The sequence below is a fragment of the Pseudomonas sp. LPB4.O genome (assembly GCF_038383825.1).
GTDB lineage: Bacteria > Pseudomonadota > Gammaproteobacteria > Pseudomonadales > Pseudomonadaceae > Aquipseudomonas > Aquipseudomonas putida.
In genome coordinates this window covers 1,152,768-1,176,946 of record NZ_CP151298.1, presented here as the reverse complement: position 1 = coordinate 1,176,946, position 24,179 = coordinate 1,152,768, and the positions used below count along the sequence as shown (strand labels likewise).

General features: G+C 64.1%; 17 protein-coding genes. 6 read left to right on the top strand and 11 right to left on the bottom strand.

Going from position 1 to position 24,179, the window contains the following annotated elements; genetic code table 11:
* Nucleotides 1–6: 6 nt before the first annotated feature.
* From gspF to MRBLPB4O_RS05235, 5 genes are read right to left on the bottom strand one after another with little or no spacing between them, the layout of a single operon-like run.
* Entirely contained in the window at nucleotides 7–1,209 is a 1,203-nt protein-coding gene (gene gspF / locus MRBLPB4O_RS05255) for a type II secretion system inner membrane protein GspF (protein ID WP_341797709.1), read from the bottom strand.
* 3 nt (nucleotides 1,210–1,212) lie between these two features.
* Nucleotides 1,213–2,661: an ATPase, T2SS/T4P/T4SS family gene (locus MRBLPB4O_RS05250; protein WP_341797708.1), complete on the bottom strand. Its 1,449-nt coding sequence runs from the start codon at nucleotides 2,659–2,661 to the stop codon at nucleotides 1,213–1,215.
* Complete coding sequence (gene gspD, locus MRBLPB4O_RS05245; RefSeq protein ID WP_341797707.1) at nucleotides 2,661–4,427, bottom strand: type II secretion system secretin GspD; 1,767 nt, start codon at nucleotides 4,425–4,427, stop codon at nucleotides 2,661–2,663. The genes MRBLPB4O_RS05250 and gspD overlap by 1 nt, the downstream gene beginning before the upstream one ends.
* Nucleotides 4,428–4,430: 3 nt before the next feature.
* Complete coding sequence (locus MRBLPB4O_RS05240) at nucleotides 4,431–4,856, bottom strand: pilus assembly protein PilZ (protein WP_341797706.1); 426 nt, start codon at nucleotides 4,854–4,856, stop codon at nucleotides 4,431–4,433.
* Nucleotides 4,853–6,493: a lipoprotein UxpA gene (locus MRBLPB4O_RS05235; protein WP_341797705.1), complete on the bottom strand. Its 1,641-nt coding sequence runs from the start codon at nucleotides 6,491–6,493 to the stop codon at nucleotides 4,853–4,855. Before MRBLPB4O_RS05235 ends, MRBLPB4O_RS05240 begins: the two co-directional genes overlap by 4 nt.
* A 224-nt stretch (nucleotides 6,494–6,717) precedes the next feature.
* Here MRBLPB4O_RS05235 and MRBLPB4O_RS05230 point away from each other — a divergent pair, with 224 nt between their 5' ends.
* A complete protein-coding gene (locus MRBLPB4O_RS05230) occupies nucleotides 6,718–8,793 on the top strand; it encodes a PhoX family phosphatase (RefSeq protein WP_341797704.1) in 2,076 nt (691 codons plus the stop codon).
* 132 nt (nucleotides 8,794–8,925) lie between these two features.
* On the opposite strand, the gene gspK is transcribed toward MRBLPB4O_RS05230, so the two are convergent.
* On the bottom strand, nucleotides 8,926–9,891 hold the full coding sequence (gene gspK / locus MRBLPB4O_RS05225; protein ID WP_341797703.1) for a type II secretion system minor pseudopilin GspK: 966 nt from the start codon (nucleotides 9,889–9,891) through the stop codon (nucleotides 8,926–8,928).
* Nucleotides 9,892–10,036: 145 nt separating this feature from the next.
* Between gspK and tatA the strand changes: the two genes are divergently transcribed.
* The 3 genes from tatA to tatC are packed head-to-tail and all read left to right on the top strand — an operon-like array spanning nucleotide 10,037 to nucleotide 11,315.
* The gene (gene tatA / locus MRBLPB4O_RS05220; protein ID WP_016501257.1) at nucleotides 10,037–10,270 is read left to right on the top strand and encodes a twin-arginine translocase TatA/TatE family subunit; all 234 of its coding nucleotides are present in this window, start codon (nucleotides 10,037–10,039) and stop codon (nucleotides 10,268–10,270) included.
* Nucleotides 10,270–10,560 carry a Sec-independent protein translocase protein TatB gene (gene tatB, locus MRBLPB4O_RS05215; protein ID WP_016501258.1) on the top strand — a complete coding sequence of 97 codons (291 nt, stop codon included), beginning with the start codon at nucleotides 10,270–10,272 and terminating at the stop codon, nucleotides 10,558–10,560. Before tatA ends, tatB begins: the two co-directional genes overlap by 1 nt.
* Nucleotides 10,557–11,315 carry a twin-arginine translocase subunit TatC gene (tatC, locus tag MRBLPB4O_RS05210; RefSeq protein ID WP_341797702.1) on the top strand — a complete coding sequence of 253 codons (759 nt, stop codon included), beginning with the start codon at nucleotides 10,557–10,559 and terminating at the stop codon, nucleotides 11,313–11,315. The genes tatB and tatC overlap by 4 nt, the downstream gene beginning before the upstream one ends.
* A gap of 105 nt (nucleotides 11,316–11,420) precedes the next feature.
* Here tatC and MRBLPB4O_RS05205 read toward each other — a convergent pair whose 3' ends face one another.
* A complete protein-coding gene (locus MRBLPB4O_RS05205; protein WP_341797701.1) occupies nucleotides 11,421–11,732 on the bottom strand; it encodes an NGG1p interacting factor NIF3 in 312 nt (103 codons plus the stop codon).
* 3 nt (nucleotides 11,733–11,735) lie between these two features.
* Nucleotides 11,736–15,635, bottom strand: a complete 3,900-nt coding sequence (purL, locus tag MRBLPB4O_RS05200; protein ID WP_341797700.1) for a phosphoribosylformylglycinamidine synthase — start codon at nucleotides 15,633–15,635, stop codon at nucleotides 11,736–11,738.
* 283 nt (nucleotides 15,636–15,918) lie between these two features.
* On the opposite strand from purL, the gene mltF reads away from it, so the two are divergent.
* Nucleotides 15,919–17,376, top strand: coding sequence for a membrane-bound lytic murein transglycosylase MltF (gene mltF, locus MRBLPB4O_RS05195; RefSeq protein ID WP_341797699.1), 1,458 nt, complete (start codon nucleotides 15,919–15,921; stop codon nucleotides 17,374–17,376).
* Between the two features lie 145 nt (nucleotides 17,377–17,521).
* Here mltF and tadA read toward each other — a convergent pair whose 3' ends face one another.
* Together tadA and MRBLPB4O_RS05185 are read right to left on the bottom strand one after the other, a co-directional pair.
* Nucleotides 17,522–18,001, bottom strand: a complete 480-nt coding sequence (tadA, locus tag MRBLPB4O_RS05190; RefSeq protein ID WP_341797698.1) for a tRNA adenosine(34) deaminase TadA — start codon at nucleotides 17,999–18,001, stop codon at nucleotides 17,522–17,524.
* A complete protein-coding gene (locus tag MRBLPB4O_RS05185; protein WP_341797697.1) occupies nucleotides 18,001–19,383 on the bottom strand; it encodes a multicopper oxidase family protein in 1,383 nt (460 codons plus the stop codon). The genes tadA and MRBLPB4O_RS05185 overlap by 1 nt, the downstream gene beginning before the upstream one ends.
* A 199-nt stretch (nucleotides 19,384–19,582) precedes the next feature.
* Here MRBLPB4O_RS05185 and MRBLPB4O_RS05180 point away from each other — a divergent pair, with 199 nt between their 5' ends.
* Nucleotides 19,583–22,540: a membrane-targeted effector domain-containing toxin gene (locus MRBLPB4O_RS05180; RefSeq protein ID WP_341797696.1), complete on the top strand. Its 2,958-nt coding sequence runs from the start codon at nucleotides 19,583–19,585 to the stop codon at nucleotides 22,538–22,540.
* Between the two features lie 55 nt (nucleotides 22,541–22,595).
* Here MRBLPB4O_RS05180 and guaA read toward each other — a convergent pair whose 3' ends face one another.
* Nucleotides 22,596–24,173, bottom strand: a complete 1,578-nt coding sequence (gene guaA, locus MRBLPB4O_RS05175; RefSeq protein ID WP_341797695.1) for a glutamine-hydrolyzing GMP synthase — start codon at nucleotides 24,171–24,173, stop codon at nucleotides 22,596–22,598.
* Between the last annotated feature and the right edge of the window lie 6 nt (nucleotides 24,174–24,179).

Sequence of the window (24,179 nt, the reverse complement as noted above, 5' to 3'; positions counted from 1 at the left end):
TTGTATTCACAGTTGCAGGCCCTGGTTGAGTTGCATGATCGGCAGCAGCACCGCCAGCACGATGAACAGCACCACGGCGCCCATCACCAGGATCATCAGGGGTTCGAACAGCGCCATGGCGGTATCCACCTGGCGGGCAAAGCCGCGCTCTTGGTCGTCGGCCACGCGCTCGAGCATGTCGGCCAGGGTGCCGCTGGCCTCGCCGCTGCCGACCATGTTCACCAGCAGCGGCGGGAATTGCTGGCTGGCATCCAGCGCACGGTGCAGGCTGGTGCCACCCTGCACTTGCTGGCGCACCTGCTCCATGGCCAGGCGGATGCGCCGGTTGCCGACCGTTTCGGTAGCTACTTGCAAAGCTTCGAGCAGGGCTACGCCACTGCCGCTGAGAATCGCCAGGCTGCGTGCCAGGCGTGCGCTTTCCAGCACCTGCAACAGGCTGCCGATACGAGGCAGGCGCAGCAGCATCTGGTCGCGGCGCAGGCACCAGTGCGGCTTGCGCAACAGCAAGGTGCCGAGCACGCCCATCAATAGCGCCAGGCCCAGCAACCAGGGCCCGGCCTGCACCAGCCCCTGGCTCAGGCCGATCAGCAACGCGGTGATCAGCGGCAGGCTTTGCCCGGCGTGGGCAAACTGTTCGGTGAGCTTGGGCACGACAAAAGTCATCAGGCCAACGACCACGGCAAGCGATACGCCCATCAGTACGGTGGGATAGATCAGCGCAGTACGCGCCTTGTGCTGTTGCCGTTGGACCTGTTCAAGGTGATCGGCCAGCCGGGTCAGCACCTGTGCCAGGCGCCCGGAGCGTTCGCCGGCCTCGACCAGCGCGCAGTACAAGCCAGTGAATGGCGCCCCCTGGCGCGCCAGGCTGCGGGCCAGGCCCAGGCCTTCGGCAAGGGAGCCGCGCAGGGCCACCAGCACACTGTGCAGGGCAGGTTGACGCAACTGGCGCTCAAGGGTGCCCAAGGCATCGACCAAGGGGATGCCGGCACCGGTCAATGTGGCCAGCTGACGGGTCAGTTCACACAGCTGGGCACGGCTCAAACGCTGGCGTCGGGGTTGCCGATTACCGATGTCCTGGCGCTGCAACTGGCGGGCAAACAGCCCCTGATCGCGCAGCAACTGGCGCGCATGGCGTTCACTGTCAGCCTGCACGCTGGCCTTACGGGTCTTGCCGGCGAGGTCGACGGCCACGTAGCGATAGGTCGGCATGGTTTAGCCCTGCACCACACGCAGTACTTCGGCCAGGCTGGTCTCGCCACTGGCCAGGCAGTCGCTGGCCATTGCGACCAGGCTCTGCCGGCGCCCGGCCAGGTACTCCTGCATGGCCAGTTCACTGGCGCCGTCATACAGCAGGCCGATCAGCCCGGCATCCAGTTCGATGAATTCGTACAGGCCCAAGCGCCCGACATAGCCGCTGCCCTGGCACTGCTCGCAGCCCACCGCGTGGTAGCTGCTGCCCAGCGACGTCAGTTCTGGCCACAGGTCACGCTCGGCAGCTTGCAGCGGGTGCGCCACGGCGCAACTGCACAAACGCCGCACCAGCCGCTGGGCCAGCACACCGCGCAGGCACGAGGCAATCAGGAACGGCTCGATACCCATGTCGCGCAGGCGGGTCACCGCCCCCACGGCACTGTTGGTGTGCAGGGTGGACAGCACCAGGTGGCCGGTCAGGCTGGCCTGCACGGCTATCTGCGCGGTTTCCTGGTCACGGATTTCGCCGAGCATTATCACGTCCGGGTCCTGGCGCAGGATGGCGCGCAGGCCACTGGCGAAGGTCAGCCCCGCACGCGGGTTGATGGCGGTCTGGCCGATGCCGGCGATGGCGTATTCCACCGGGTCCTCGACGGTGAGAATGTTGCGGCTGCCATCGTTGAGGCTGTTGAGGCTGGCGTACAGGGTGGTGGTTTTGCCCGAACCGGTCGGGCCGGTGGACAGCACGATACCGTTGGGCCGCGCCAGGCAACTGCGCAGGCCCTGCAACACCGCGGGCGGCATGCCCAGGTTGCCCAGTGCGAGCAAGCTGGCCTGCTTGTCGAGCACACGCATGACCACGCGCTCGCCATGAATGCCGGGCAGGGTCGAAACCCGCACATCCACCTCGCGCCCTGCCGCGCGCAGGGTAATACGGCCGTCCTGGGGCTGGCGCTTCTCGGCAATATCCAGCCGTGCCATGACCTTGATCCGCGACACCAGCATGGCCGACAGCGCACGCGGCGGGCGCAGCACTTCGCGCAGGTGGCCATCGACGCGCAGGCGCACCACCAGGCTTTGCTCGAAGGTTTCGATATGGACGTCCGAGGCGCGCAGGCGCAGCGCCTGGCCGAACAGGCCGTTTATCAGGCGAATTACCGGGGCTTCGTCATCGCTTTCCAGCAGGTCTTCGACCTGGGGCATCTCGCTCATCAGGCTGTCCAGGTCGACCTGGTCGCCGATGCCTTCGATCAGCGCTTGATTGGCGCCATCGCCGGCCTGGTACAGCTGGCCGAGGCGCTCGTCGAACACGGCAGGCTCCAGGTATTCGAGCATGCAGGGCTGGCCATGTACCCGCAGCAGTTCCTGCAACTGGGCACTGTCGGCGTCGGGCCGCAGCCACAGCTGCCAGCCCTGTTCCGTCGTGGTCATGGCCACCCCGCTCTGGCGTGCCTGGCGATACGGCAACATCACCAGGCACCGCCTTCGAGGCGTGCGCGGCTGGAGGGGAACACCTGCAACAGCGGCGTGCCCTCTGCAAGGTCCGGCAATTGCAGCGCTGTGGTCTGCTGCAGGGTGCGGTATTTGTCTTCGCTGAGCCCGGCCAGGCTCGGCCCGTCCCGCAGGATGCGCGGGCGGATGAACACCATCAGGTTCTGCTTGGTGTTCCTGGTGGCATCGGAGCGGAACAGCCGGCCCAGGTAAGGGATATCACCGAGCAGCGGCACGCGCTGGTTGCTGGTGCTCAACTCGTCGCTGATCAGGCCGCCGAGAATGACCAGGCCATTGTCTTCGACCATGACCTTGGTCTTGATCTCGCGCTTGTTGGTGATCACGTCGCTGGCCGCGCTGGACTCGGCAATCGACGACACCTCCTGGACAATGTCCAGGCGCACGCTGTTGTCGATGTTGATCTGCGGCTTGATACGCAGCTTCACCCCGACCTCTTTGCGCTCGATGGTCTGGTACGGGTTGGCGTTGTTTTGCGTGACCGAGCCGGTAACGAAGGGCACTTCCTGGCCGACCAGGATCGACGCTTCGGCGTTGTCCAGGGTCAACAGGGTGGGCGTGGACAGCAGGTTGAAGCCGCTCTTGCCCTTCAGTGCATTGACCAGCATGGCAAAGTTGAACCCGCCGCCGAAATGGCCGATGCCCGCCGTGGCGCCGGTGGTCGCGGACAACAGGTCGCCAAGCGCCTCGTTGTCACCACTGGCAGCAGCCCCGGCGATATTGGCGATGTTCACCCCGTTGCTGCCGAAGTTGACGATGCCGGCGCCGAATTTTTCGTCGGCAAACAGCCATTGCACACCCAGCTCCTGGGCGCTGCTGTCGGACACCTCGGCGATGATGGCCTCCACCACCACCTGGGCACGACGGATATCCAGCTGTTCGACGATGGTGCGGTAGGCGGCCAGCTCGCTGTCGGGGCCGACCATGACCACAGCGTTGGTGCCTTCTTCGTACTCCAGGCGAATGCCCGGGCCACCGGCGGCGGCCATTACCGGCCTGTCCTTGCCCTCGCCTTCGCCCGTGCCTTCAGCCGGCGCCATGCCTTCCTGGCTCAGCCCGCGCAGCACCTTGACCACTTCACCTGCATTGGCGTGCCGCAGGTAGATGACCTGGGTACTGCCGTTGCCAGGTGCTTCCTGGGGGCGGTCGAGCTGGCGCAGCAGGCTGGCGATTCGGTCCAGGTTGCTGCGCCAGTCGGTCACCACCAACTGGTGCGCCGCCGGGTACGGTGTGATCACACCGACCCGTGGGTCGATCAGCGGTTTGAGGATGCCCAGCACCTGCTCGCTGGCGGCGTTGCGCACGTTGAATACCCGCGTCGCCACGCTGTCACTGCCTTCGCCCTGCTGCCCACCCGCCTCCACCGGCACCGGCTCCAGGCGCGCGGCCTGGTCGGGGACGATCTTCACGCTGCCGTTGGGCAGGTCGACAGTGGCGTAGCCCTGGGCGCGCAACTGCGCCAGGAAGATGTCGTAGATGGCATCGGCGTCGTGCAGGTCGACGGTGCGCACGGTGACCTTGCCCTTGACCCGGGGGTCGACGATGAAGGTGGTGCCGGTGATGCGCGACACGCTGTCGATGAACTCGCCCAGTTCGGTGTCGACGAAGTTCACCTCGTACATCGGCGTACCATTTTCATCGAACACCGGCTCTTCGGCGCGGGCCTCTGGCAGGCCTGTGGCCAGGGCCAAGCTCAGCACGGCGGCCACGCAGTATCTAACAGGCATCGTTCATCCTTGCCGCTTGAAGCCGGTCACGGCGGGGCGTGGCGGCCAGGGCAGGCGTTCACGCCGCCCCTGGTTGTTGAAAATCAGGCCATCGGTGTCGATGTCCTGCAGCACGATCCCCGGCGCCAGGCGCTGACCGCGGGCCAGGGTGCGCACCTGCTCGCCGTAGCGCAGCACCACCACACTGGAAGACAGCGGCTGCGCCCTGAGGCCGCCGAGGTAGTGCAATGGCAGGCGAGTGATGGCGATGGCGCCGTCGTCGATGGGCGCTTGCCAGTGACCGACCATCAGCCCTGGCAGCGGGCTTACGGCTGCCGTCGGCGCCATGGCCGGCTGCGGCTGGCGGCTCAGTTGCAGCACGCACTGGGCGGCCAGCCAGCCGGCCAGCGTCAGGCCAGCGCCGGTGAAAAAGCGCGAGGCGAGTGTCACGAGGCCAACTGCCGTGGGTGCCAGCCCGGGTGCCCCTGCACGTAACGCACTTCGGGCAATTGCAGCGGCGCCAGTTGCCAGTCGCCAGGTTGGCGGGCGAGCCAGGCTTCGACCCGTTGCCACAGGGGTTCGCCAGCCTGGCTTTCAAACTGCAGGCCGAAGGTGCGGCACAGGCCCTGCACCGGCTCCAGCCCAGTGATGCGCTTGCCTTGCGGGCTGTAGCTGACACCCCAGGCCTGGCCCTGCCAGCGCGGCAGGTCCTGGCTGTTGTCGAGCAGCAGCGGGTCGCCGAACAGCTGCTCTGCAGCGTTCTCCAGCACTTGTTCCACCTGCCGGGCCGGCGCTTCGACCACCGGTGCCGGGTAGCCACCGGTGAGGCTGATCAGGTGTTCCCGTGTGATCGACGCACCTTTGGGCAGCGGGTAGTCGTAACGCAGGCCCGGCAACAGCACGGGCATGCCGCTGTCATCGGCCAAGGCCTGATGCAGCAGGCGGTCCCAGCTGCCGCCACGGGTATCACGGCGCCACAAGGCCTGTGGCGCGCGGGCCAGCGGTTGATCGAGCCACGCCGCATGGCCGGCACGTTGCTGGCGCAGTTCTGCCTGCAATGCCCCCACACGCAGCTGCGCGGCAGGCGCCAGTTGCTGTTCAAAGGCCGGGAAGAACCGCCCGTCGAACTGCCACAGCCCGGCCACGCGCTGGCAGCGCAGGCGGAAGGCACCGCTGCCCCGGCAACCGGCAAACAGCACCGGCACACGCCGACCACTGGCCTGGGTTACCTCGACGGGCGCCGGCCACAGGTCCTGGCCACGGGCGCACAACAGCACATCGATTTGCGGCACCCGCTCGGCCAGCCACAGGCCGGGGCCGGTGCCGACATCGGCCATGGCCACCACCAGGTCGGCCTCGCGCCGGGCCTGCTCGAACACCGGCTGCAGCGACTGGTACCACAGTTTGAGGGAGGCTTTCTGATCCTGGGCATAGGGGTCGGTCACGCCGACTACGGCAATCCGTGCACCGCCGCGCTCGAAGACGTGCAAGGCTTCAAGGCCCAGGGCTTTGCGTTGCGCGTCCGCCAGGCCTGCGCCGAGGGTAACGCCGCCAGCTTGGCGATACAGCCCGGTACTGCGTTGTGGCCACAGCACACGCTCGTCACTGCTGACCCGCGCTTCGGTGCCCAGCAGTTGACTGCCCTGCACCCCGCTTTCGCCTTGGGTCAGGTAGGCCAGGCCACTGCCGTTCCAGCCTTGGCCATTCTCCAGGGTCAGGCTGTTGCCTGCGCCGGCCTCGCCGCGCAGTTGCTCCAGCAGCGCCGCCAGCACCGCATAGCCGCCCAGCTGCGCGGCGGCTGCCTGGCTGGCATCGAGCAGAGGTGCCAGGTGCGGGTAGGCAAGGCGGGCGCTGCTGCCGGTCATCCAGGGCGCGCGGCCCAAGTGGCTGACCGGGCCCAGGCGGGTCGCTGGCACCACGGCCTGGCCGGGTTGGCGGGCATCGAGCGTATCGGCCACGTACAGCAGATCGAGCCCGGCGTTGCTGCCCTGCTGCCCAGGGAAGGCGGAACAAGCGCCGAGCAGCGGTGCCAATGCCCCGACACCCATCCAGCCGATCACTTCGCGCCTGTGCACACTGCTCGCCATCGCACCTGCCATCCTTTTCCACATTCATTCCGGGCCCCGGATGTTGCGGCGTTGGCATTACAGTTTGATGGCAGAAATCCGACAGACATTCCAAATTGATCTGTCAGAAGACCTTCTAAGAGCGAGCCGTTTTAAAAACCCCTTAACATTTCTGCCAATCAATCATCATATTTCCTCACTAAAGTCGCGGGTTCCTCTAACTCAGCCACTACAAGGACACCCTGATGAGTCGAGATACCGGCGACAACCTGGACCGGAACCACAGCGCCAACATGCCGATGGCCAACGTCATGGACGCCTACCTCAGCCGCCGCAGCGTGATGCGCGGCAGCCTGGGCGCCGCCATCGCCATGATTGCCGGTACCGGCCTGACAGGCTGCTTCGACGGTGGTGGTTCCGATCACGATGATCCGGTCACCGAGCCACCGGTGACCGAGCCGCCTGTCACCGAGCCGGAAGTACCGAAACTGGCACTGGGCTTCCAGTCCATCCCGGGCTCGCGCACCGACGCCTGTGTGGTTGCCGCCGGCTACAGCGCCTACGTGCTGGCGCCGTGGGGCACGCCGCTGAACAGCAACGCCAACCCATGGAAGTCCGACGGCAGCAACACCTCGACCGACCAAGCCAACGCCATGGGCATGCACCATGACGGCATGCACTTCTTCCCCATCAACGGCAGCTCGGAAGACGGCCTGCTGGCGATCAACTTCGAGTACATCGACGCCGCCGCCCTGCACCCGGCCGGCCCGACCACCGATGTCAACGGCAAGCGCCCGGTCGAGGAAGTGCGCAAGGAAATCAACGCCCATGGGGCTGGCGTGGTGCGCCTGAAGAAAGTCAGCGGCCGCTGGCAGGTGGTCGACAACGACCCGTTGAACCGCCGCTTCACCACAGCGTCGCGCATGGAAATCACCGGACCGCTGCGCGGCACCGACCACGTCAAGACCAAATACTCCACCGCCGGTACCCACTGCCGTGGCACCAACAACAACTGCGGCAACGGTTACACCCCGTGGGGCACCTACCTGACCTGTGAAGAGAACTGGCCGGGCATCTTCGTCAACAAGGGCACCCGCCCCGAAGACCAGCGCCGTATTGGCGTGGGCACCTCCAGCGGCCAGTACAAGTGGGAAAGCGCTGCCGGTGACAGCACCGAAGTGGCCGACGAGTTCGCCCGTTTCGACGTCACCGTCAAGGGCGCCAGCGCCACCGACGACTACCGCAACGAAGCCAGCACCTACGGTTACATCGTCGAGATCGACCCGTACAACAGCAGCACCCTGGCCACCAAACGCACCGCGCTGGGCCGCTTCCGCCACGAGGGCTGCGCCCCAGGCCTGCCAGTCGCCGGCAAGCCGCTGGTGTGGTACATGGGTGACGACTCGAACAACGAGTACCTGTACAAGTGGGTGTCCACCGCTGTGTGGGATGCCGCCGATGCCAACCCGGCCGACCGCCTCGCCACCGGCGCCAAGTACCTGGACCAGGGCAAGCTCTATGTGGCGCGCTTCAATGCCGATGGCACCGGCGTATGGCTGCTGCTGGACGTGGCCACCGCCACCACGGGTGGCAGCACCCTGGGTGCGCTGTATGGTGACCTGCCAGGCATCATCCTCAACACCCGTGGGGCTGGCGATGCCGTGGGCGCAACGCCGATGGACCGCCCGGAATGGACGACGGTCAACCCGCTGAACGGCGACGTGTACCTGACCCTGACCAACAACAGCGCGCGCACTCCGGAAAAGGTCGATGCGGCCAACCCGCGAGGCCCGAACCGCCACGGCCACATCATTCGCTGGCACGACAGCGACGACCAGTTGAGCTTCAACTGGGACATCTTCGTGTTCGGCGCAAACGCCGCCGGTACTGCCGACATCAACCGTTCCGGCCTGACCGAACTGAACCAGTTCGCAAGCCCCGACGGCATGAGCTTCGATAGCCGCGGCGTGTTGTGGTTCGAGACCGACAACGGCGAGAGTACCCTCACCGATTACACCAACGACCAGTTGCTGGCGGTGATCCCTACCGACCTGGTGGATGCCACCGGCAAGCAAGTGCCGGTGAACGCACAGAACCAGGTAGACCTGCGCCGCTTCTTTGTTGGGCCGAATGATTGCGAAGTGACCGGGATTGCCTTTACCCCGGACAACAAGACGCTGTTCGTCAACATTCAGCACCCGGGGAACTGGCCGTATACCGACAAGGCGACCGATGCTACGCCGGCTGGTGCCACCGTTCGCCCGCGGGCTTCGACGGTAGTGATTCAGCGCAATGATGGCGGGGAGATCGGAACTGCCTGATCGTCCAGCGTACAGGGGCCGCTTTGCGGCCCATTCGCGGCACAAGGCCGCTCCTACAAGGGATCGCGTACCCCTGTAGGAGCGGCCTTGTGCCGCGAATGGGCTGCACAGCAGCCCCGACCATCTCAAGCCTTACCAGGCCATCGGCTCCCGGCTACGCACCCGCACTTGCTGCGCCGGCACCCGGGCATGCCATTGCACCACCCCCAGCGCTTCCACCTGGAATTCGCTGCGTATCGCCCGCCCCTCTTCCTCGAACGACAACTGCAACAGGAAATACCCGCTGTTCAGCAGCAACCCTTCGCTCAGCCGTTCGAACGTTTCGTCATCCACCGCCCCCAGCGCCTGGCGCAACGCGGCTGCATCCACGTACCCCGACGCCGGCCGCCCGCTGATGATGCGGCTGAGCAACGACCGCGAATAGCGCCCTTCATACAGCGCCTCCAGTAACGGAAGGTGCTCCAGCCCAAGCGCATTGGCGTTCAGGCGCCAGCCGGTGACCTGGGGCAAGGCACACAGCATCGGGTAACGAGCCTGGCGAGCGGCGTCCGGCTTCAGCAGCAGGTTCAGCTCGCTGGTGTCGAGCATCGGCTGGTTGGCCGCCAGGCGCGGCGGTTGTTGGCGCAGGTACTGGGCGCTTTCGGCGCCCTGCAGGCGGGTGTCGCTGTCGGCGTCGAGCCAGTCGGCCAGCGCATCGACCAGGCGCTCGGCAGCCATGTCGTCGCCCAGCAGGTAGCGCAACTGGCGTTCGGCACGCTCGCCATCGGCGCCCAGCAGCGCATTGACGTTGAAGCAGGTGTGCTGGTCGCGCACCCGCAGTTGCGCCTGACCGGCGCCAAAATCGTAGTTCAGCGGCTGCCCACGCAAGGCCTGCCAAAACAGCGGGCTAAGCCGCCAGGCGGGGTCGCGCAGGGCCTGCCCGGCATAGGCCAGGCCAGCCTGCTCCATGGCCCGCGCCTGCACCCGCTGGTGCAGCAGGCGCACTTCATCCACCTGGCGCCGGCCATCTTCCACCAGCCAGGCCATGCCCGCCGCCAGCATTGCCAGCACCACCATCACCATCAGCAGGGCCGCACCCTGCTGTTGCCTGCCACCCATCCGTGCGTGCCTCGCTCGTGGAATAAAGACGCCAGTCAACACGCGGCGTGTTGCAGGTAGATGGCAATGCCCGTTCGTCATGTGCACGTCATCTACACGAGGCAGGATTGCCGTTCCTTTTCATGACCTTACAGGAGTGGTCGCAATGGGTGGCATTGGAATCTGGCAACTGGTGATCGTACTGCTGATCGTATTTCTGCTGTTTGGTACCAAGCGCCTCAAGGGCCTTGGTAGCGATGTGGGCGAGGCGATCCAGGGTTTTCGCAAGTCCATGGGCGGCGACGCTGACGCCAACGCACCTGGCCAGGCGCAGGTTCAGCAACAGGCCCCGCTGACCGGCCAGGCCACGCAGCAGCCTCAAGCGGACCGTCAGGCCTGATGTTCGAGGTAGGCTTCAGCGAACTGCTGCTGGTTGGCGTCGTCGCGCTGCTGGTGCTGGGCCCGGAGCGCCTGCCGGTGGCAGCGCGCACCCTCGGGCGCGGCCTGGGCCAGGCGCGCCGGGCCATGCATGCCTTGCGCACGCAGGTAGAGCGCGAGATCGAGTTGCCCGACCTCGACAGCGCCCCCTTGCAGCGCCTGGAACAGGAGATCCGCCAAGGCATCAGCCTGAACACGGAGCCGGCCAATGACGCGGCCACCGTCACGCTGCCCAAGGAAAACGCCTCATGAGTATTGCCATGGACCCGGCGGCCGGCATGCCGCTGACCGAACACCTGCGCGACCTGCGCAAACGCCTGGTGCGTTGCCTGGCGCTGGTAGCAGTGGTGTTCGCCGGCCTGTTCCCTTTCGCCCAGACGCTGTACACGCTCGTATCCGAGCCGCTGCGGCGCTTTTTGCCGGAAGGCGCGAGCATGATCGCCACAAGCGTCACCTCGCCATTCTTGACACCCTTCAAGCTGACCGCAATGTGCGCACTGTTCGTGGCCATGCCGCTACTGCTGCACCAGGCCTGGGGTTTTCTGGCACCGGGGCTGTACCGCCGAGAGCAGCGCATTGCCTTGCCGCTGCTGGTGTCGAGCATCGTGTTGTTCTATGCCGGCATGGCGTTCGCGTTCTTTCTGGTGTTCCCGATGATGTTCGGCTTTTTTGCCAGCGTAACGCCGGACGGCGTGGCGATGATGACCGATATCAGCCAGTACCTGGACTTCATCCTGGCGCTGTTCCTGGCGTTCGGGTTGGCGTTCGAGATCCCGGTGGCGACGTTCATCGTGGTCTGGGTGGGGTTGGCAGATGTAGCCACACTGAGGCGCAGCAGGCCCTACGTGGTCGTCGGGTGCTTTGTGGTGGGGATGATCCTGACGCCGCCGGATGTGTTTTCGCAGACGATGCTGGCGGTGCCGATGTGGGTGCTGTTCGAGGTGGGGTTGCTGGCTTGTGGAATGTTGAAGCAGCCTGGGCAAGGCAAGGAGATTGTGGCTGACTGACAGTGCCCTATCGCCGGCAAGCCAGCTCCCACAGGGATATCACAGGATGTGAAAAGGGTGATATCCCTGTGGGAGCTGGCTTGCCGGCGATGGCCTTGATGCGGTCTAGAACTCGGCGAGCCGCCAGACCTCATAGGCTGGCGTCTCGTACGGGTGGCTTTGCCTGAGCGCTGCGACGACCTGGGCAATCAGGTCGTCAGCCACCACCAGCTCCACCTTCCACTCTTCTACCACCTCGACCTGGCCGGTTTGCCCGAGGTACGGCTGGCTGCCGTCCAACGGGCGGAACTGGCCCTGGCCCAGGGTTTGCCAGGCACAGTGGTCATAGTGACCGATGCGCCCGCCACCCGCAGCGAACACAGCGGCCTTGACCACTTCGACGTGGCTGGCGGGGACGAAGAAGGCGAGCTTGTACACGCCTTAGTTCACCCACACCCGCGCGTTGCGGAACATACGCATCAGCGCGGCATCTTCCTGCCACTCATCCGGGCGCCAGGAGTTCTGCACGGCGCGGAACACACGCTCCGGGTGCGGCATCATGATGGTCACGCGGCCGTCACGGCTGGTCAGGCCGGTGATACCACGCGGCGAGCCGTTCGGGTTGGCCGGGTAGGCTTCGGTAACCTTGCCGTGGTTGTCGACGTAGCGCAGGGCCACGCAACCGGACAGGTCGGCTTCCAGCAGTGCCGCTTCGTTGGCGAACTCGGCATGGCCTTCACCGTGGGCGATGGCGATTGGCATGCGCGAACCGGCCATGCCCTGCAGGAAGATCGAGTTCGACTTCTGCACCTCGACCATGGCCACGCGTGCCTCGAACTGCTCCGAGCGGTTACGCACGAAGTGCGGCCAGTACTCGGTGCCCGGGATCAGCTCGTGCAGGTTGGACATCATCTGGCAACCGTTGCACACACCCAGGGCGAAGCTGTCGGTACGCTCGAAGAAGGCCTGGAAGGCGTCACGGGCACGGGCGTTGAACAGCGCCGACTTGGCCCAGCCTTCACCGGCACCCAGCACGTCACCGTAGGAGAAGCCACCGCAGGCGACCAGGCCCTTGAAGGCCTCGAAGTCGACACGGCCCGCGAGGATGTCGCTCATGTGCACGTCGATGGCGGCGAAACCGGCGCGGTCGAAGGCGGCTGCCATCTCGACCTGGCCGTTGACGCCCTGCTCACGCAGGATGGCCACTTGCGGGCGCACGCCCTTCTTGATGTACGGTGCGGCGATGTCGTCGTTGACGTCGAAGCCCAGCTTGACCGACAGGCCCGGGTTGTCTTCCTCGAGCAGCAGGTCGAATTCCTGGTCGGCACAGTCAGCGTTGTCGCGCAGGCGCTGGATCTGGTAGCTGGTCTCGGCCCACTGGCGCTGCAGCATGCGACGGTCGTCGTCGAACAGCACTTCGCCGTTCAGGCTGATGGACACTTCGGCGTTGTTGACCGGCTTGCCGATCACCGCGACGCACTCTTCACCCAGGCCAGCGGCGCTGAACTGTGCCAGTACGTCCGGGGTGGCATCCTGGCGAACCTGGATGACCGCACCCAGCTCTTCGTTGAAGAGGATGGCCGGGACGTCCTTGCGGTTGTCGGTCAGCGGGTCGAGTTGCAGGTCGAGGCCGCAGTGGCCGGCGAAGGCCATTTCCAGCACGGTGGTGACCAGGCCGCCGTCGGAGCGGTCGTGGTAGGCCAGCAGGTGGCCGTCGGCGTTCAGGCCCTGGATTACGGCGAAGAAGGCCTTGAGGTCTTCGGCGTCGTCGACGTCCGGTGCCTGGGCAGCGATCTTGCCGTAGGTCTGGGCCAGGATCGAGGCGCCCATGCGGTTTTTGCCACGGCCCAGGTCGATCAGGATCAGGTCGGTTTCGCCCTTGTCCATGCGCAGCTCAGGAGTCAGGGTCTTGCGGATGTCGGTGACCGGGGCAAAGCCGGTGATGATCAGCGACATTGGCGAGGTGACGCTCTTCTCGCCGCCCTCATCGCTCCACTTGGTCTTCATCGACATCGAGTCTTTGCCGACCGGAATGGTGATGCCCAGCTCCGGGCACAGTTCCATGCCGACAGCCTTGACGGTGTCGTACAGGCGGGCGTCTTCACCCGGGTGGCCGGCAGCGGACATCCAGTTGGCCGACAGTTTGATGTCGGACAGCTTATCGATGCGCGAGGCCGCCAGGTTAGTCAGGGTTTCGCCGATGGCCATGCGGCCGGACGCCGGGGCATCCAGCAGCGCCAGCGGGGTGCGCTCGCCCATGGCCATGGCTTCACCGGTGTAGACGTCGAAGCTGGTGGCGGTGACGGCGCAGTCGGCGACCGGTACCTGCCAAGGGCCGACCATCTGGTCGCGGGCAACCAGGCCGGTGATGGTGCGGTCGCCGATGGTGATCAGGAAGCTCTTGCTGGCCACGGCCGGGTGGTTCAACACGCGCTGGACGGCGTTGTCCAGGTCCAGCTCGCTCGGGTCGAAGTCATCGCCCAGCTCGGCTTCGCGGGTAACCGAACGGTGCATGCGCGGCGGTTTGCCCAGCAGCACGTCCAGCGGCATGTCCACAGGCGTGTTGCCGAAGTGGCTGTCGCTTACGGTCAGGTGTGGCTCTTCGGTTGCTTCCCCGACCACGGCAAACGGGCAACGCTCACGCTCGCAGATGGCCTGGAAGCGCTCGAAGTCGACGGCGCTGACGGCCAGCACGTAACGCTCTTGCGATTCGTTGCTCCAGATTTCGTGCGGGGCCATGCCCGGCTCGTCATTGGGCACGTTACGCAGCTCGAAGCGGCCACCACGGCCACCGTCGTTGACCAGCTCGGGGAAGGCGTTGGAGATACCGCCGGCGCCCACGTCGTGGATGAAGGCGATCGGGTTGTTGTCGCCCAGCTGCCAGCAGCGGTCGATGACCTCCTGGCAACGGCGCTCCATTTCCGGGTTTTCGCGCTGTACCGAAGCAAAGTCCAGGTCAGCCGAACTGGCACCGGTCGCCACCGACGAAGCGGCGCCGCCGCCCAGGCCGATCAGCATGGCCGGGCCACCGAGCACGATCAGCTTGGCGCCGACGGTGATCTCGCCCTTTTGCACGTGGTCTTCACGGATGTTGCCCATACCACCGGCCAGCATGATCGGCTTGTGGTAGCCGCGCACTTCTTCGCCGTGCGGAGTGTTGATCGACTGCTCGAAGGTACGGAAGTAACCGGTCAGGGCGGGGCGACCGAATTCGTTGTTGAACGCTGCGCCACCCAGAGGGCCTTCGATCATGATGTCGAGGGCGTCGACGATACGCTCAGGCTTGCCGTAGGCCTGCTCCCAAGGCTGTTCGAAGCCCGGAATGCGCAGGTTGGACACGGTGAAGCCGGTCAGGCCCGCCTTGGGCTTGGCGCCACGGCCAGTAGCACCTTCGTCGCGAATTTCGCCACCAGAGCCGGTGGAGGCGCCGGAGAACGGGGCGATGGCGGTCGGGTGGTTGTGGGTTTCCACCTTCATCAGGATGTGCACCGGCTCCTGCACCGCGCCGTACTGGCGGGTCTCAGGGTTCGGGAAGAAGCGGCCGGCCACGTTACCGACGATGACCGAGGCGTTGTCCTTGTACGCAGACAGCACGCCTTCGCTGTGCATCTGGTAGGTGTTCTTGATCATGCCGAACAGGCTTTTTTCCTGAGCCTGGCCGTCGATGTCCCAACTGGCGTTGAAGATCTTGTGGCGGCAGTGCTCGGAGTTGGCCTGGGCGAACATCATCAGTTCGATGTCGTTCGGGTTGCGCTTGAGCCCCTGGAAGGCGGCGACCAGGTAGTCGATCTCGTCTTCGGCCAGGGCCAGGCCCAGGTCGATGTTGGCCTGGGCCAGGGCCTCACGGCCACCGCCCAGGATATCCACCGAGGTCATCGGCTTGGGCTGGGCGTGGCTGAACAGGTCGGATGCCTGCTCCAGCTGGGCCAGCACACGCTGGGTCATGCGGTCGTGCAATTCGGCGGCAATCAGTGCGGCATCAGCGTCGCTCAGGGTGCCGGCCACGTAGTAGGCGATACCGCGCTCCAGGCGCTGAATCGACTGCAGGCCGCAGTTGTGGGCGATGTCGCTGGCCTTGCTGGCCCACGGCGAAATGGTGCCCAACCGCGGCACGACCAGGAACAGGCGGCCGGTCGGCTCCTGTACCGGCACGCTCGGGCCGTACTTGAGCAGACGGCCCAGCACCTGCTGCTGGTCGGCGGTCAGCTCGCCATCGACATCGGCGAAGTGGGCGAATTCGGCATACAAACCAGTAACAGCGGGGACTTTCTGGCTCAGTTGCTCGAGTAATTTACCGTGGCGAAAGGCAGAAAGGGCAGGAGCGCCGCGCAGGATCAACATCGTCGGGACAGCCTCAGGAAGGGGTGTGCTTAGAGGCCGTGCATTCTAGCCTAATTCGATGGCTTTCGGCACCCGCTCTACGCCACGGCTGCCGGGCGGCGTAACCGGACTTTCGGGTCAGATTTCCGAGGGGTTCGCCTTGGGTTCTTCAGCGCTTGGGGAATCGAGCGCCGCCCGCGCGGCGCATCGCCAGGCAAGCCCCTCAAACCACAAAACCCGCTACCAGACAAGCTAACCGTTGTCGAGATATGGTTGAACCGGTCCTTTGCGTATACTGCAACCTATGTTCGCCCACACTGCTTTGCGCCAGCGTTGCGCCAAATGGCTTCTCGCAACCGGACTCTTTCTGCTGCTCGGTGCCTGCGTTGAAAAACCCAGCACCCTCGAGCGCGTGAAGGAGGATGGCGTGCTGCGCGTGATCACCCGCAACAGCCCGGCCACCTACTTTCAGGATCGCAACGGCGAAACCGGTTTCGAGTACGAGCTGGTCAAGCATTTCGCCGACGATCTCGGGGTGAAGCTGGAGATCGAGACTGCCGACAACCTCGATGAGCTGTTCGACGACCTCGGCAAACCCTCCGGCCCGGTGCTGGCAGCCGCCGGCCTGGTCAGCAGCGAGCGGCGCACGGCCCAGGCGAAATTCTCGCACCCGTACCTGGAAGTGACCCCGCAGGTCATCTACCGCAACGGCCGCCCGCGCCCGACCAATGCCAAGGGCCTGGTCGGCAAGAAAATCATGGTGCTCAAAGGCAGCAGCCATGCCGACCTGCTGGCCGAGCTGAAAAAACAGAACCCCGGCCTGGAATATGAAGAGTCGGATGCCGTGGAGGTGGTCGACCTGCTGCGCATGGTCGACGAAGGGCAGATCGAGCTGACCCTGGTCGACTCCAACGAGCTGGCGATGAACCAGGTGTACTTCCCCAACGTGCGCGTGGCCTTCGACGTGGGCGACACCCGCGACCAACGCTGGGCAGTGGCAGCCGGCGAAGACAACAGCCTGCTTAACGAAATCAACGAATTTCTCGACAAGGCGCAGAAGAACGGCACCCTGCAACGCCTGAAAGACCGTTATTACGGCCATGTCGACGTATTGGGTTATGTGGGTGCCTACACCTTCGCCCAGCATCTGCAACAGCGCCTGCCCAAGTACGAAAAGCACTTCAAGAGCTACGCCAAGGTCGAGCAGGTGGACTGGCGTCTGCTGGCCGCCATCGGCTATCAGGAATCGATGTGGCAGCCGGAGGTCACCTCCAAGACCGGTGTTCGCGGCCTGATGATGCTGACCCAGCGCACCGCCCAGGCCATGGGTGTGTCCAACCGGCTGGACCCGAAACAGAGCATCCAGGGTGGTGCCAAGTATTTCATGAAGATCAAGGCCGAGCTGGACGACAGTATCCAGGAGCCGGACCGCACCTGGTTCGCCCTGGCTGCCTATAACGTCGGCAGTGGCCACCTGGAAGACGCCCGTACCCTGGCCAAGCGCGAGAAGCTCAACCCGAACAAGTGGCTGGACGTGAAGAAGATGCTGCCGCGCCTGTCGCAGAAGCAGTGGTATCGCCAGACCAAATACGGTTATGCCCGTGGCGGCGAGCCGGTGCACTTCGTGGCCAACATTCGCCGCTACTACGACATCCTTACCTGGGTGACCCAGCCGCAGCTCGAAGGCCAGGTGGCCGAAGGCAACCTGCATGTGCCCGGGGTCAACAAGACCAAGCCGGCGGACCAGTCGCCGCCGATGTAGGCACCATCGCCCTCAGGCCAATAGATTTCCTGTAGGAGCAGCCTTGCGCTGCGAAGAGGCCGGTATAGCCACAAAGAATCTATTGCCATGCGGGCCTCTTCGCAGCACAAGGCTGCTCCTACAGGAACCGCGCCTCTCTGGAGCGCTAGGTCTTGGCCCGGCGGGCCTTGAAGAAGTCGCTGAGGATCTGCCCGCACTCCTGCGCCAACACCCCGCCCTCCACCATCACCCTGTGGTTGAGGAACCCCTGGCCGAAGAACTGCCCCTGGCTCTGCACAATACCTGCCTTGGGCTCCAGCGCGCCAAATACCACGCGCATCACCCGCGAATGCACGATCAGCCCCGCGCACATGCTGCACGGTTCCAGGGTCACGTACAGGGTGCTGCCGGGCAGGCGGTAATTGCTGGCCGATTTCGCCGCTGCACGGATGGCCACCATCTCGGCATGCGCACTGGGGTCGCTGTCGATGATCGGCCGGTTGAAGCCCTGGCCGATCACCTGCCCATGCTGCACCAGCACCGCCCCCACGGGCACCTCGCCCAGCGCCGCACCTTCGGCGGCCAGGGCCAGGGCCAGGCGCATGAATTCCTGATCGCGGCTGCGATCGACGATTTGCGGGCGCATCAGACCACCGCAATCGCGGCCATCAGGCCGGTTTCCATGTGGTCGATGACGTGGCAATGGAACATCCAGGTGCCCGGGTTATCCGCCACCAGTGCCACCTGTGCGCGCTCGTTCTTGCCCAGCAGGTAGGTGTCGGTGAACCACGGCTCCTTGATGTCGTGACGGTTGGAGCCGATCACCTTGAAGCTCATGCCATGCAGGTGGATCGGGTGCTGGTACTGGGTCATGTTCTTCAGCTCGAAGATGTAGCTCTTGCCCTTTGTCAACGTGGCGATAGGGCGGTCGGCGCAGGTCTTGTCGGTGATATCCCAGGCCTGTCCGTTGATCTGCCACATGCTCGACGGCTTGCCCGGGTCTGGGGTGACCGAGACGCCGGCCGCCCACTCGAAATTGAAGTTGAGCTTTTCGGCATTCTCCAGGTCCGGCTCGGCGATCGGGTTGGCCGGCAGCGCTGGCGGCCAGTCACTCGGTGCGTCATTGCTGGCCACCGAACGCAGGGTACCCAGGCGCACGAAACCATCGCGCAGGGAGATCTCCTCGCCGGCCTGGGGAATACGGATGGCGAGGCAGATGCGCATGCCGGGGCCGAGCCAGTACTCGTCCTCCAGTAGTCGCGGGGTCACCGGATTGCCGTCGAGGGCATAGATTTTCGCCTCGCAGTTGCCCTTGAGGTTCAGGCGGTACGTCCAGGTGTTGTCGAGGTTCAGCAGGCGCACCCGCACCACTTGGCCAGCCGGCAGCTCGGTGACCGAGCCGGCCTGACCATTGATGGTGATCAAGCGCCCTGCGGTGCCATTGCGCGCCGCCTCGCGAGGGATGCTGAAAGGCAGCCAGGCGCCCTGCTCGTCCACATGCCAGTTTTTCAGGCTCAACGTGCGCTCATGCTGGAACCCGGTGGGCTCACGCTCCTCGACGATCAGCGGGCCGACCAGGCCGCGGCCGAGCTCTTCGGAGCTACTGACATGCGGGTGATACCAGTAGCTGCCAGCATCCGGCACGCGGAACTTGTAGTCGAAGTACTCGCCCGGCTTGACCGGCAATTGCGACACATAAGGCACGCCGTCCATTTCCAGCGGCAGGCGAATGCCGTGCCAGTGAATAGTGGTCTCCACCGGAAGGTGGTTGATGAAGCGCACCCGCAACCAGGTGCCTTGGCGCACGCGCAGCTCGGTGCCCGGTGCCGACGGCCCGAACGCCCAGGCCTCGGTCTTGAAGCCTGGCACCAGCTCGACATCCAGCGGCGCGGCGATCAGCTCGTAATCATGCCCGGCATTGTCATCTTCGACTTTGCCCAGCCAGTAACGCGCCGCGCCACCGGCGCCCAGGCCAACCACAACCAGGCCGGTCAGGCCCTTGAGCATTTGTCGACGGGTGAAGGACATCGGTGCGGGTACCTCGTGTTCTGCGCAATCAAGCTGCCAGCCGTGGCTGGCGATAAAGGGCGAATACGATACACCTGCAAATGGGAAATATTAAGTGAAAACCCGGCATCCCGAAGCGACCTGACAAGCAATAAGCACCACCGCCCTGGCTCACGGCCGTTCGAAGCTGGCACCCTTTCACTTTAACTGGACCACCGTGATGCTTACCGACACCCTCCCTGGCGACCAGCAAATGCTGATGACCCTCGCCGCACACCTCACTGAAGACTGCCCTGACATGCGCGAGATGGCGCGTGAAGTCGCGCAACAACTCCTCGCGCGCCATGATCTGAAAGCGCTGGAGCCCGACAATGTCTACCTGCACCGTTTTCACACCGCCGTCAGCAGCCCTCGAACCTTCAACGGTTGGCAACACCTGGATCAGCCGTATGAATCCCTGACCCTGCCACAACTGGTGATGCACCGCTTCGATGCCCAGGCCCAGGACAACGCAGACGTGCTCAGTTATCTCGCTGGCTTCTACAGCGATGGGCCAGGCAAAGACGCGTATGACGAGCGCAATGAAGTTCGACTCCAAGCCAAGGATGTTCTGGATTATTTCTGGAGCATTGATTTTGCCACGGCATTCAAAACGCGGATGACGTCTTTCTGGGCCGAGCATTCAGAGAACTTCCGCACGTTGGCCAAAGCCAACTTCATGAGCAAATTACTGGAGGCATGCGCGGAAGATCCCTCATCCGAGCTAGCCCGCCACGGCCAGGATATCGCTCATGCCCTGGTGGGCGAGACGACCTGGCCGCCGTCGCTGGAAGCACTGCAACAAAGGGTCTTGCCGGGTGGAGCAACGCGCGTATGCGCGCTGGACATTGGCGGGTATGTGGCGACGGACATCCTTCGCCTGCAGTTGGCCAATGGCAGCCAGCTGATTTACATGCCGGGCGATGTCGACGGTCTACATTACTTTCCAAATGACCTGGCACTGTTCTGTTGGGTGCTCACGAACTGCACTTATGTCGAAAACCGAACCCGTTTTCTGGCACATTTCTCCCTCGACGATCGCGAAGAGGCTGACGGTAAAGTCGGGCTGAATCACCTGATTGATCTGCTCTTTCATGGTTTGAGCAAACAGGATTACACCGGTCTCAACACCCTCGACCTGGCAATTGAAGAGGATGCCTTCGACTGGCTGCGCAACAAAGCTCGCCAGCGGATGATCGATGATGCGCATTTCTCTTTGCGCTCCAACGCCGACCTGCGCAGACAATTGTGGATCGGTTATCTGAAAGCGGGCGTGCAGGTGTTCGGCCCCATGGCGGCAGTGAGTTGGCCGGTAGCTTTGGCGCTGGTGGGGGCCGGCATTGCTGAAATGGGTTTGAACATCTACCAGGCGATTCACGGGCACACCACGCGTGAACGCAAGGCAGGTATTACCGGCGCGATTTTCGCCGCCATCGAGACACTGTTCAACGCGACCTTTCTGCTCAGCGCACCCGGCAAACCCCTTGACGAGGTCGCAGAGGTGGCTGAAGCAGGCGCTGCGACTGAGGAAGGGGAAGCCCCGATACCGGCGGAAGAATCAGCGCATGAACACAGCGGGGAACCCACTGATGAAAGTGCTTCAGAGGTGGCGGACGCGATTGAAACCTGGGTACCTCAGCCCTTCCAGCCAAGCGAAAGGTGGGCTGCACTACGCCCTTTCGAGACGAATGTAGTACTTGGCGGCAAACCTGGTACAGGATTTCTTGAAGGTATCCATCTGCAAGATGGGCAGTTTTACGCACTGATCGATGAGATGCCTTACCAAGTGCGTTTTGTACCCGAACTGAAATCCTGGACCATCGTCGACCCTGAAAACCCTTTCTCATTTTACAAAAGCTTACCCATCCGCCTGGATGGCGCAGGCCAGTGGCAGCCAGTGGAACGCCTCGGCCTCAACGGGGGTATGCTTTCGAGCCTGAAAATCTGGGGTCGGCCGTCGGCAAGCGCAAGCGTGCCGCCCTTGCCCGGCACCCCTTACGAAATACCAGCTGACTTGCGCGCCTCGCTGAAGGATGTTTCCGATGATGAGATTACAGGTGCGCGAGCGTTCCTCGACGCCCCGGATCGACAGGCCGCCATAGCCCGCTTCCGCCAGGTACGTGATCAACTGGCGGCCGATGCCGATGCGTTCATGGCCACAGTGCAAACACCGCCACGTCCACAGATACCCGAAATCCCCGCCAACGCTTCATCCAAAACCGTTTTCAAAACCCTGTACCAGAACACTAACGGCTTGGTGATTGGCGAAGCGCACAGTGGCCTTGGCAGCAAGCGATTGCTGATCGACAACATGCGCCTGCTACGCAAGCTGAAGGTAAACACACTGTACATGGAGCACTTCACCACCGACTTTCAGCAAGCAGACATCGATACCTTCAACCGCACAGGCGTGATGCCGCAGGAGCTGGATCGCTATGTAGAAGGCCAGGATGTCGGCCACCGCACCGACGCCGAAGGCCGCTACACCTTTCGGCAGGTACTGGTCAGCGCACAGAAAAACGGCGTACGCATACAGTCCATCGACTGCATGGCCAGTTACCGCCAGGCGTGGGCGACACCCGTTTCCGATGTGGCACGCCAGCGCATGATGAACTTCCATGCACACTTGATTATCGAGGCAGACCAGGCAGCGCGCGGCTCGGGAAAATGGATTGCGCTGGTAGGCAGTACCCACGCCAACACCTTCCATGGCGTAACCGGCCTGGCAGAAACCGAAGGCGCGATTGGACTGCGCGTCGAAGACCGCCCAATCGGCGAGCCTGACGCTTACAGCGAAGACCCTGGTATGGATGCCCTGGACGAAGGTGGCACGGTGAGGCATGTGCAAAGCGACCTGCGTCTACGTGCCGCAGTATTGACCACCCGCCCGCCATCACCGGACTTTGACAGCCTGCTGGTAAGGCCTGGCGATTACGCGATCGAACGCACCAATGGCCAGGAATACCTGATCAACCGCAGCCGGGATTCGACCTTGCGACGCACGCTGATCAAGCGCGATGGGCGATTTTACTACGTGGAGCGCCCCGACTGGCCGGCCATTCATGAACGTCGCTTTCAAAACCTTGCCGAGCTTCATGCCCAGCTGAGATTACGCGGCATGCAACACATTGCTCCTTGAGCCAGGCAAGGCGCAGATACGACAAGGGCGCCTTGCGGCGCCCTTGTGGCTCAACTTATTCCCACTCGATGGTGGCCGGCGGCTTGCTCGACACGTCGTAGGTAACGCGCGAGATACCGTCGATTTCGTTGATGATACGGCCGCTGACGGTTTCCAGCAGCTCGTATGGCAGGTGTGCCCAACGCGCAGTCATGAAGTCCACGGTTTCGACGGCACGCAGCGCCACGACCCAGGCGTAGCGACGACCGTCGCCAACAACACCCACCGACTTGACCGGCTGGAACACCACGAATGCCTGGCTGGTCTTGTGGTACCAGTCGGCCTTGCGCAGTTCTTCGATGAAGATGTGGTCGGCGCGACGCAGGATGTCGGCGTATTCCTTCTTCACTTCACCCAGGATACGCACGCCCAGGCCCGGGCCCGGGAACGGGTGGCGGTAGACCATGTCGTACGGCAGGCCCAGTTCCAGGCCGATCTTGCGCACTTCGTCCTTGAACAGTTCACGCAGCGGCTCAACCAGCTTGAGGTTCATTTCCTCCGGCAGGCCACCCACGTTGTGGTGCGACTTGATCACGTGGGCCTTGCCGCTCTTGGCGCCAGCCGACTCGATCACGTCCGGGTAGATGGTGCCCTGGGCGAGGAACTGGATGTTATCCAGCTTGCTGGCTTCGGCATCGAAGATGTCGATGAAGGTGCGGCCGATGATCTTGCGCTTCTTCTCCGGGTCGGCTTCGCCTTCCAGGTTGTCGAGGAACTGCTTTTCAGCGTCGGCGCGGATCACCTTGACGCCCATGTTCTCTTTGAACATGGCCATCACCTGGTCGCCTTCATGCAGGCGCAGCAGGCCGTTGTCGACGAAGACGCAGGTCAGCTGGTCGCCGATGGCGCGGTGCAGCAGTGCGGCAACCACCGAGCTGTCTACGCCGCCAGACAGGCCCAGCAGGACGTTGGCCGAACCGACTTGCGCACGCACCTGGGCGATGGCGTCTTCAACGATGTTGGAGGCGGTCCACAGGGCCTCACAGCCGCAGATGTCCTGCACGAAGCGGGACAGGATGCGACCGCCCTGCTTGGTGTGGGTCACTTCAGGGTGGAACTGCACGCCATAGTAGCCGCGAGTATCGTCGAACATGCCGGCGATCGGGCAGCTCGGGGTGCTGGCCAGTACATGGAAGTTGCCCGGCATCTGGGTGACCTTGTCACCGTGGCTCATCCACACATCCAGGCCCAGCACGCCGTCGGCGTCAACGTGGTCTTCGATGCCGTCGAGCAGGCGGCTCTTGCCGACCACGTCTACGCGGGCATAACCGAACTCACGCAGCTCGGAACCTTCGACCTTGCCGCCCATCTGTTCGGCCATGGTCTGCATGCCGTAGCAGATGCCCAGCACCGGTACGTTCAGGTCGAACACAGCCTGCGGGGCACGCGGGCTGTTGGCTTCGTGGACCGACTCGGGGCCGCCAGCGAGGATGATGCCGCGCGGGTTGAATTCGCGGATCGCTTCATCGTCCATGTCGAACGGGTGCAGTTCGCAGTACACGCCGATTTCGCGCACGCGGCGGGCAATCAGCTGGGTGTACTGGGAACCGAAATCGAGGATCAGGATGCGGTGAGCGTGAATGTCGAGGGCCATGACTCA

Coding starts and splice junctions, on each gene's coding strand:
- MRBLPB4O_RS05230 (WP_341797704.1), top strand. CDS start 6,718: ATGAGTCGAGATACCGGCGACAACCTGGACCGGAACCACAGCGCCAAC.
- tatC (WP_341797702.1), top strand. CDS start 10,557: ATGAGTATTGCCATGGACCCGGCGGCCGGCATGCCGCTGACCGAACAC.
- gspK (WP_341797703.1), bottom strand. CDS start 9,891: ATGGGTGGCAGGCAACAGCAGGGTGCGGCCCTGCTGATGGTGATGGTG.
- MRBLPB4O_RS05235 (WP_341797705.1), bottom strand. CDS start 6,493: ATGGCGAGCAGTGTGCACAGGCGCGAAGTGATCGGCTGGATGGGTGTC.
- MRBLPB4O_RS05185 (WP_341797697.1), bottom strand. CDS start 19,383: ATGTCCTTCACCCGTCGACAAATGCTCAAGGGCCTGACCGGCCTGGTT.
- MRBLPB4O_RS05180 (WP_341797696.1), top strand. CDS start 19,583: ATGCTTACCGACACCCTCCCTGGCGACCAGCAAATGCTGATGACCCTC.
- tatB (WP_016501258.1), top strand. CDS start 10,270: ATGTTCGAGGTAGGCTTCAGCGAACTGCTGCTGGTTGGCGTCGTCGCG.
- guaA (WP_341797695.1), bottom strand. CDS start 24,173: ATGGCCCTCGACATTCACGCTCACCGCATCCTGATCCTCGATTTCGGT.
- gspD (WP_341797707.1), bottom strand. CDS start 4,427: ATGCCTGTTAGATACTGCGTGGCCGCCGTGCTGAGCTTGGCCCTGGCC.
- purL (WP_341797700.1), bottom strand. CDS start 15,635: ATGTTGATCCTGCGCGGCGCTCCTGCCCTTTCTGCCTTTCGCCACGGT.
- gspF (WP_341797709.1), bottom strand. CDS start 1,209: ATGCCGACCTATCGCTACGTGGCCGTCGACCTCGCCGGCAAGACCCGT.
- tatA (WP_016501257.1), top strand. CDS start 10,037: ATGGGTGGCATTGGAATCTGGCAACTGGTGATCGTACTGCTGATCGTA.
- mltF (WP_341797699.1), top strand. CDS start 15,919: ATGTTCGCCCACACTGCTTTGCGCCAGCGTTGCGCCAAATGGCTTCTC.
- MRBLPB4O_RS05250 (WP_341797708.1), bottom strand. CDS start 2,661: ATGTTGCCGTATCGCCAGGCACGCCAGAGCGGGGTGGCCATGACCACG.
- tadA (WP_341797698.1), bottom strand. CDS start 18,001: ATGCGCCCGCAAATCGTCGATCGCAGCCGCGATCAGGAATTCATGCGC.